At 65.3% G+C, this 6,364-nt stretch carries 6 protein-coding genes; 4 read left to right on the top strand and 2 right to left on the bottom strand.

All coding sequences use genetic code 11. The features are described 5' to 3' along the window. The 3 genes from Q0R16_RS14490 to Q0R16_RS14480 form a co-directional block, all read left to right on the top strand. Positions 1-213, top strand: a 213-nt coding sequence (locus tag Q0R16_RS14490; RefSeq protein ID WP_295637492.1) for a hypothetical protein, incomplete at its 5' end; no start/stop codon positions are given. Further along, positions 213-2,234: an acetyl/propionyl/methylcrotonyl-CoA carboxylase subunit alpha gene (locus Q0R16_RS14485; protein WP_295637489.1), complete on the top strand. Its 2,022-nt coding sequence runs from the start codon at positions 213-215 to the stop codon at positions 2,232-2,234. The genes Q0R16_RS14490 and Q0R16_RS14485, both read left to right, overlap by 1 nt. Next, positions 2,234-2,605: a tRNA-binding protein gene (locus Q0R16_RS14480; RefSeq protein ID WP_295637486.1), complete on the top strand. Its 372-nt coding sequence runs from the start codon at positions 2,234-2,236 to the stop codon at positions 2,603-2,605. Before Q0R16_RS14485 ends, Q0R16_RS14480 begins: the two co-directional genes overlap by 1 nt. Here the strand turns inward: Q0R16_RS14480 and aroB are convergent. Together aroB and Q0R16_RS14470 are read right to left on the bottom strand one after the other, a co-directional pair. Beyond that, positions 2,602-3,735, bottom strand: coding sequence for a 3-dehydroquinate synthase (gene aroB / locus Q0R16_RS14475; RefSeq protein ID WP_295637483.1), 1,134 nt, complete (start codon positions 3,733-3,735; stop codon positions 2,602-2,604). The two genes, Q0R16_RS14480 and aroB, sit on opposite strands and share 4 nt — an antisense overlap. Then, positions 3,726-4,331 (bottom strand): shikimate kinase, encoded by a 606-nt coding sequence (locus tag Q0R16_RS14470; RefSeq protein WP_295637480.1) that lies wholly within the window; start codon positions 4,329-4,331, stop codon positions 3,726-3,728. Before Q0R16_RS14470 ends, aroB begins: the two co-directional genes overlap by 10 nt. Positions 4,332-4,451: 120 nt before the next feature. On the opposite strand from Q0R16_RS14470, the gene Q0R16_RS14465 reads away from it, so the two are divergent. Next, positions 4,452-6,350 (top strand): hypothetical protein, encoded by a 1,899-nt coding sequence (locus Q0R16_RS14465; protein ID WP_295637478.1) that lies wholly within the window; start codon positions 4,452-4,454, stop codon positions 6,348-6,350. Positions 6,351-6,364: the final 14 nt, after the last annotated feature.

Genomic DNA, 6,364 nt, shown 5'->3' with positions numbered 1-6,364 from the left:
GGCCGATACCTGTTGCTAAAATGCGCGGTTAGTCTCGCGCTCTTCTTCGCAGTGCTTCTTCCCTTTTTGTATTTGACGGGCTTCATCGCCAGTCTGATGCCAAAGGCGGCAGCGCCGGTTGCATTCGGCCTAATGGGCTTGGTGTGGATCGTCGGCATGGCGCTTGGCACACATCGGCTCACCGAAAAGCTGAGCAAACGCTGGAGCAAATAGTGTTCAAAAAGATCCTCATCGCCAACCGTGGCGAAATCGCGTGCCGGGTTATCAAGACGGCGCGGCGCATGGGCATCCAGACGGTCGCGGTCTATTCGGACGCTGACGCCCGCGCGCCGTTCGTGCGGATGGCGGACGAGGCGGTGCATATCGGCCCGTCGCCCGCGGCGCAGTCCTATCTCATCGCCGACAAGATCATCGCCGCCGACAAGCAGACCGGCGCCGAGGCGGTCCATCCGGGCTATGGTTTCCTGTCCGAACGCACCTCGTTTGCCGAGGCGCTTGCCGCCGAGGGGATCGAGTTCATCGGGCCGCCGGTCAACGCCATCGCCGCGATGGGCGACAAGATCGAATCGAAGAAGCTGGCGATGAAAGCCGGGGTCAATGTCGTGCCCGGCTTCGTCGGCGAGATCGAGGATACCGAACACGCGGTGCGCATCGCCGGCGAAATCGGCTATCCGGTGATGATGAAGGCCAGCGCCGGCGGCGGCGGCAAGGGCATGCGGCTGGCGCACAGCGAGCAGGACGTGCGCGAGGGCTTCGAGGCGACCAAGCGCGAAGGGCTGAACTCGTTCGGTGATGACCGCGTGTTCATCGAAAAGTTCATCCTCAACCCGCGTCACATCGAAATCCAGGTGCTGGGCGACAAGCACGGCACCATCCTTTACCTCAACGAGCGCGAATGCTCGATCCAGCGCCGCCACCAGAAAGTGGTCGAGGAAGCACCATCGCCGTTCGTCACCCCCAAGATGCGCAAGGCGATGGGCGAACAGTGCGTCGCCTTGGCGCAGGCGGTCGGTTACTATTCGGCGGGTACGGTCGAACTGATCGTCAGCGGCGCGGACCCGAGCGGCGAGAGCTTCTACTTCCTCGAAATGAACACCCGGCTCCAGGTCGAGCACCCGGTGACCGAAGCGATCACGGGCGTCGACCTGGTCGAACAGATGATCCGCGTCGCTTACGGCGAAAAGCTGGCGATGACGCAGGCCGACATCGGGATCGACGGCTGGGCGATCGAGAACCGCGTCTATGCGGAAGACCCCTATCGCGGCTTCCTGCCCAGCACCGGGCGACTGACGCGCTATCGCCCGCCGGTCGAGGGCTGGACCGATGATGGCGCCGAAAACGGCCGTCGCGGCGTAAGCGGAGTCCGCGTGGACGATGGCGTCTACGAGGGCGGCGAAGTGTCGATGTTCTACGATCCGATGATCGCCAAGCTGGTCACCTGGGGCAAGACCCGCGACGAAGCGGCCGACAAGCAGATTGCCGCGCTCGATGCCTTCGAGATCGAGGGGCTGGGCCACAACATCGACTTCGTCTCGGCAATCATGCAACACCCGCGCTTCCGTTCGGGCAACCTCACCACCGGCTTCATCGCCGAGGAATACCCCGAAGGCTTCCACGGCGCCGCGACTTCTGCGGCGTTGTTGCGCAATCTGGCGGCAATCGCCGGGTTCCTCGCCGCCGCACGGTCGGACCGGGCGCGCCGAGTGGATGGGCAATTGGGCGACGAACTTGATCCGCCGAGCGAATGGGTGGTGCGGATTGGTGAGGCCGAACACACCGTTGCATTGTCCGAGGAAGAGATCGTGGTCGATGACGAGCCGATCGACCTGGCGATGGAATACACGCCCGGTGATCGGTTGGTGACAGCGGACATCGGTGGCGAAACGCTGGCGGTCAAAGTCGCGCCCACCCGCACCGGTTTCCGGCTGACCACGCGCGGCGCGATCCACGATGTGCGCGTACTGCCCGCGCATGTCGCGCCGCTGACGAAGCACATGATTGCCAAAATCCCGCCCGATATGTCGCGCTACCTGATCTGCCCGATGCCCGGGTTGCTGGTCGCGCTCCACGTCAAGGTGGGTGACTCGGTCGAGGCCGGACAGCCGCTGGCGGTGGTCGAGGCGATGAAGATGGAGAACATCCTGCGCGCCGAAAAGTCGGCCAAAGTCAAGACGATCAACGCAACGGCGGGTGAAAGCCTGGCGGTCGACGCGATCATTCTCGAGCTGGAATAATGCACAAGCTGCCCGAAGCCGACGCGCCGCCGGCGGATACCATCGATTTCGGGCAGTTCCTCAGCGTCGATATCCGCGTGGGCACGGTGATCGAGGCCGAGGAATATCCCGAGGCGCGCAATCCCAGCCTCAAGCTGCGGATTGATTTCGGCCCGGCAATCGGCGTGAAAAAAAGCTGCGCGCAGATTGCCGCGCTGTACCGGCCCGAAGACCTCATCGGCCGGCAAGTGGCGGCGGTGGTCAACTTTCCGCCGCGTCAGATCGGCAAGTCGCTGTCCGAAGTGCTGACTTTGGGCTTTCCCGATGCGGAAGGGAGGGTTGTGCTGTTCGCGCCCGACCAGCCCGTGGCAAACGGAGCGCGGCTTTTCTAACCCGCCAGTTCTGCGTCGAGAAATGCCGCAACGTCATCGATGGCCACATCCTTTGCCAGAAATGTCTCGCCGATGCCGCGTAACAACAGGAAGCGCAGGGTGCCCGCATCCATCTTCTTGTCATGGAGCATGTGATCGGCAAGTTCGCGCCCGGTGCAGGCGAGGCCCAGCGCTGATAGCGACGCGGGCAACCCCGCCGCAGCGATATGCGCCGCCACGCGCCCTGCGTCCTGGCCGGCCATCAACCCGCGCCGCACCGAATAGCGCGCGGCCAGCACCATGCCGAGCGCCACAGCCTCGCCATGCAGCAGCCGATCCGAAAAGCCGGTTTCGGCCTCCAGCGCGTGGCCGAAGGTGTGGCCCAAGTTGAGCAGCGCACGGGTGCCGGTGGTTTCGCGCTCGTCCTCTGCCACGATGCGCGCCTTGGCGGCGACGCTGGTGGCTACCGCATGGGCGCGGGCTTCGGCATCGCCCACCAGCAGTTTTGCGCCATTCGCCTCGCACCACGAGAAGAATGCGGGATCGTCGATCAGGCCGTACTTTACCACTTCGGCATAGCCCGCGCGAACTTCGCGCAATGGCAGCGTGTCGAGCGCCAGTGGATCGGCCAGCACCAGCGCGGGCTGGTGGAACGCGCCGACCAGGTTTTTGCCCGCAGGCGTATTGATCGCGGTCTTGCCGCCCACGCTCGAATCGACTTGGGCCAGCAAGGTAGTCGGCATCTGGATGAAGCCGCAGCCGCGCTTGAGGATGGCGGCGGCGAACCCGGTCAGGTCGCCGATCACGCCGCCGCCCAGCGCCACGATGCGATCGTTGCGCTCGATGCCCTCGGCCAGCAGCCAGTCGGTCACGCGCGCCAGGATGTCCCAACTTTTGGTCGCTTCGCCGGGCGGGAGTATCAGCCAGTGGCTCTCGACACCCACCCTTTCGAACGAAGCTGCAACCGGTGCGCGCCAGTGCGCGGCCACGCGTTCGTCGGTCACCACCGCGATCGTCGGCTTGCGCAGCAGCGGGCGGCATTCCTCACCCGCACGGGCCAGCAGACCGGGCGCAATCCGCACTTCGTATGGTGCGCTGGCGATCGCGACGTTGATTACGATCCTGGAATCTGGTCCGGAATTTACAGCCATGCGTCGATCGCCTTGAGAATGGAGAGCGCGGTGTGCAAGTGCGGAGCCTGCGCGCTGGTCACGTGGAGCGGGGCATGCGCATATGCGGGCGCGCGGTCCTCTCGCAATCTGGCAAGAATCTCGCGCGGGTTGCCGTTGCGCAGCAGCGGGCGGTTGCCCTTGCGCCCGACGCGTTCGACCAAGGTATCGACATCGCTGTCGAGCCACACCGCGATTCCGGCATCGAGGATCAGCGCGCGCGTGGCTGCATCGCAGAAGGCGCCGCCGCCCGTTGCCACAATCTTGCCGCCGAGCCCTGGGTGAATTTGCGGTATCATCGTCGTGCTGCGCCCCAACAGCCGCGCGATCACCCGGCGTTCGCCATCGCGGAAATAGGGTTCGCCGTAAGTGTCGAAGATTTCGGGGATGGTCATCTGCGCGGCGCGCTCGATCTCGTCGTCGGCGTCGACGAACGGCAAGCCCAGCATGTTCGCCAGCTTGCGCCCGACGGTGGATTTGCCGGTGCCCATCATGCCCACCAGCACCACTGGCCGGTCGATCCGGCGCGCGATCCGGCCAATCTCGGCGGCGGTCAGCGTGGGCGTGTCGAGTTCCATTGCGGGCTCGCGTATAATTGCGCTAGGGCGCAGCGCAAGCGTCCGCGGGTTTGGCGCAGTGGCAACTGGGTACGGGATCGCATGTTTACGGGATCGCATATTTACAGGATCTCTGGGCGCATGAGCAGGGTTACGCTTCTGGCCGGGCGGCGAAAGTGGCTGCTGGCGCTGGCGCTGGCGGGTGTTTCTGGCGCGGTGATCGCGCAGAAATCGCCCGAATCGTTGCTGCCTCCGGGTTTCGACGCTCCGGTTGAGCCAGCCCCGGCTGCGCGCCAGAAGGAAGGTTCCCCGGCAAGTGATACAACCAAGTCACAAGGCGGCGGTGTCTTACCGTCGGCTGCGGGCGGTGCTGCGGGACCAAGAACGCAGGGCCCAGCAGCGCCAGGCCTGACGGCGGCCGGAGCCGCTGCGGGTGGCTTGAGCGATGAGGAACTGCTCAATTCCATCGATCCTGGCCTGATCAAGCAGCTCGAACAGGCCTCGCGTCCGAAGTACGATATCCCGCCGGCCGACAGCCGCAGCCTTGCGCTGGTGGGCGCACTCGACCAGGCCGATGGCGGATTTTCGGCGCAGTCTACACGCAACCTTGGTGGCGATTACGTCTCGGCGCTGCTGACCCGGTTCAAGGGCCCGCTGGTTTCGCGCTGGGGCCAGATCCTGATGCGCCGCGCGCTGGTCAGCCGGCTGGCGACACCGGTGGGCATGAACGGAGCGGACTGGGCAGCATACCGCGCGCAAGTGCTGCTGCGGATGGGTGAGGCTGACGCAGCGCGGCTGATGGTCAGCCAGGTCGACAACGCCAATTACACCCCCGGTCTTGAAGACGCGGCGATGAACAGCTTCCTCGCCACGGCCGATCCGGTGGGCTTGTGCCCGATCGCGCAATTGACCGCGGCCGAGCGGACCGGCTGGCAATGGGACATGACTCACGCGATCTGCGCGGCGTTTACCCACAGCGACGCCAATGCGATGGGGCGGCTCGACCGGGTAAAAAGCGATGATGGTTCGGGCCGGATCGATTCGCTGCTGGCACAGAAATTTGCCGGCGCGGTGGCGGTCAAGCGGCGCGCGGTGAAGATCGAGTGGGACAAGGTCGATACCATGACCCCGTGGCGGTTCGGCTTTTCGCTGGCCTCGGGGCTGGAACCGCCGGCCGAACTGGTCGACAAGACCGGCGGGGCCAACTCCGGGCTGTTCCGTCTGTTCGAAGCGCGCGCGCCGATGTTGCCGCTGGCCACGCGCGCGGCTGCGGCCGATCGGGCCGGCGCGCGGGGCGTGCTGTCGGCATCGGCGATGGTCGATCTTTACGGGCAGATCCTGGCCGAGGGTGATCCCAAGGACCAGTGGACCAAGCTCGCAACCACGCTGCGCACCGCTTACACCGGCGCAGCTCCGGCGGATCGGTTGGCGGCGATCAAGACGCTGTGGGGTGATGATACCGATGCCGAACGCGCGTGGTCGCGCCACGTGCTCACCGCTTATGCCGCCGCACGCATCCAGCCTACTGATGCCATGGCGGATGATGCCGCCGGGCTGATCGGTGCGATGCTGAGCGCGGGGCTCGATGCCAACGCGATGCAATGGGCCGGGCACGTTGCGCGCGGATCACAGGCCTGGGGCACGCTTGCGCTGGCCGCACCGAACTGGAGCGGAAACGGCATCGGCGATGCACTCTCGACGTATTACGGCAAGGACCAGAGCGCTGAAGTTCTGCGCTCGAAATTCCTGCTGGCAGGGCTGATGGGGCTGGACCGCGTGACCGGTTCGGAGGCGACCAGCTTTGCCGGGAAGCTGTCGGTCAACATGGGGCGCCGCAACCGCTGGACCGATGCGATCGATGCCGCTGCTGCCTCGGGCAACCAGACATTGGTGGCCTTGCTCGCCGGCTTTGGCATGCAAGGTGCCGGCTGGGGCAAGATGACGCCGGTTCATTTGTTTCACATCGTCGGTGCGCTGCACCGCGTAGGGCTCGATTCCGAAGCGCGGATGATCGCGGCCGAGGCGGTTTCGCGCGTGTGATTGCTCGGGCAGGA

It is taken from the genome of Novosphingobium sp. (genome assembly GCF_025351285.1).
Taxonomy (GTDB): domain Bacteria; phylum Pseudomonadota; class Alphaproteobacteria; order Sphingomonadales; family Sphingomonadaceae; genus Novosphingobium.
This window is presented reverse-complemented; position numbering and strand designations above follow the sequence as displayed.

Coding starts and splice junctions, on each gene's coding strand:
- Q0R16_RS14465 (WP_295637478.1), top strand. CDS start 4,452: ATGAGCAGGGTTACGCTTCTGGCCGGGCGGCGAAAGTGGCTGCTGGCG.
- aroB (WP_295637483.1), bottom strand. CDS start 3,735: ATGGCTGTAAATTCCGGACCAGATTCCAGGATCGTAATCAACGTCGCG.
- Q0R16_RS14480 (WP_295637486.1), top strand. CDS start 2,234: ATGCACAAGCTGCCCGAAGCCGACGCGCCGCCGGCGGATACCATCGAT.
- Q0R16_RS14470 (WP_295637480.1), bottom strand. CDS start 4,331: ATGGAACTCGACACGCCCACGCTGACCGCCGCCGAGATTGGCCGGATC.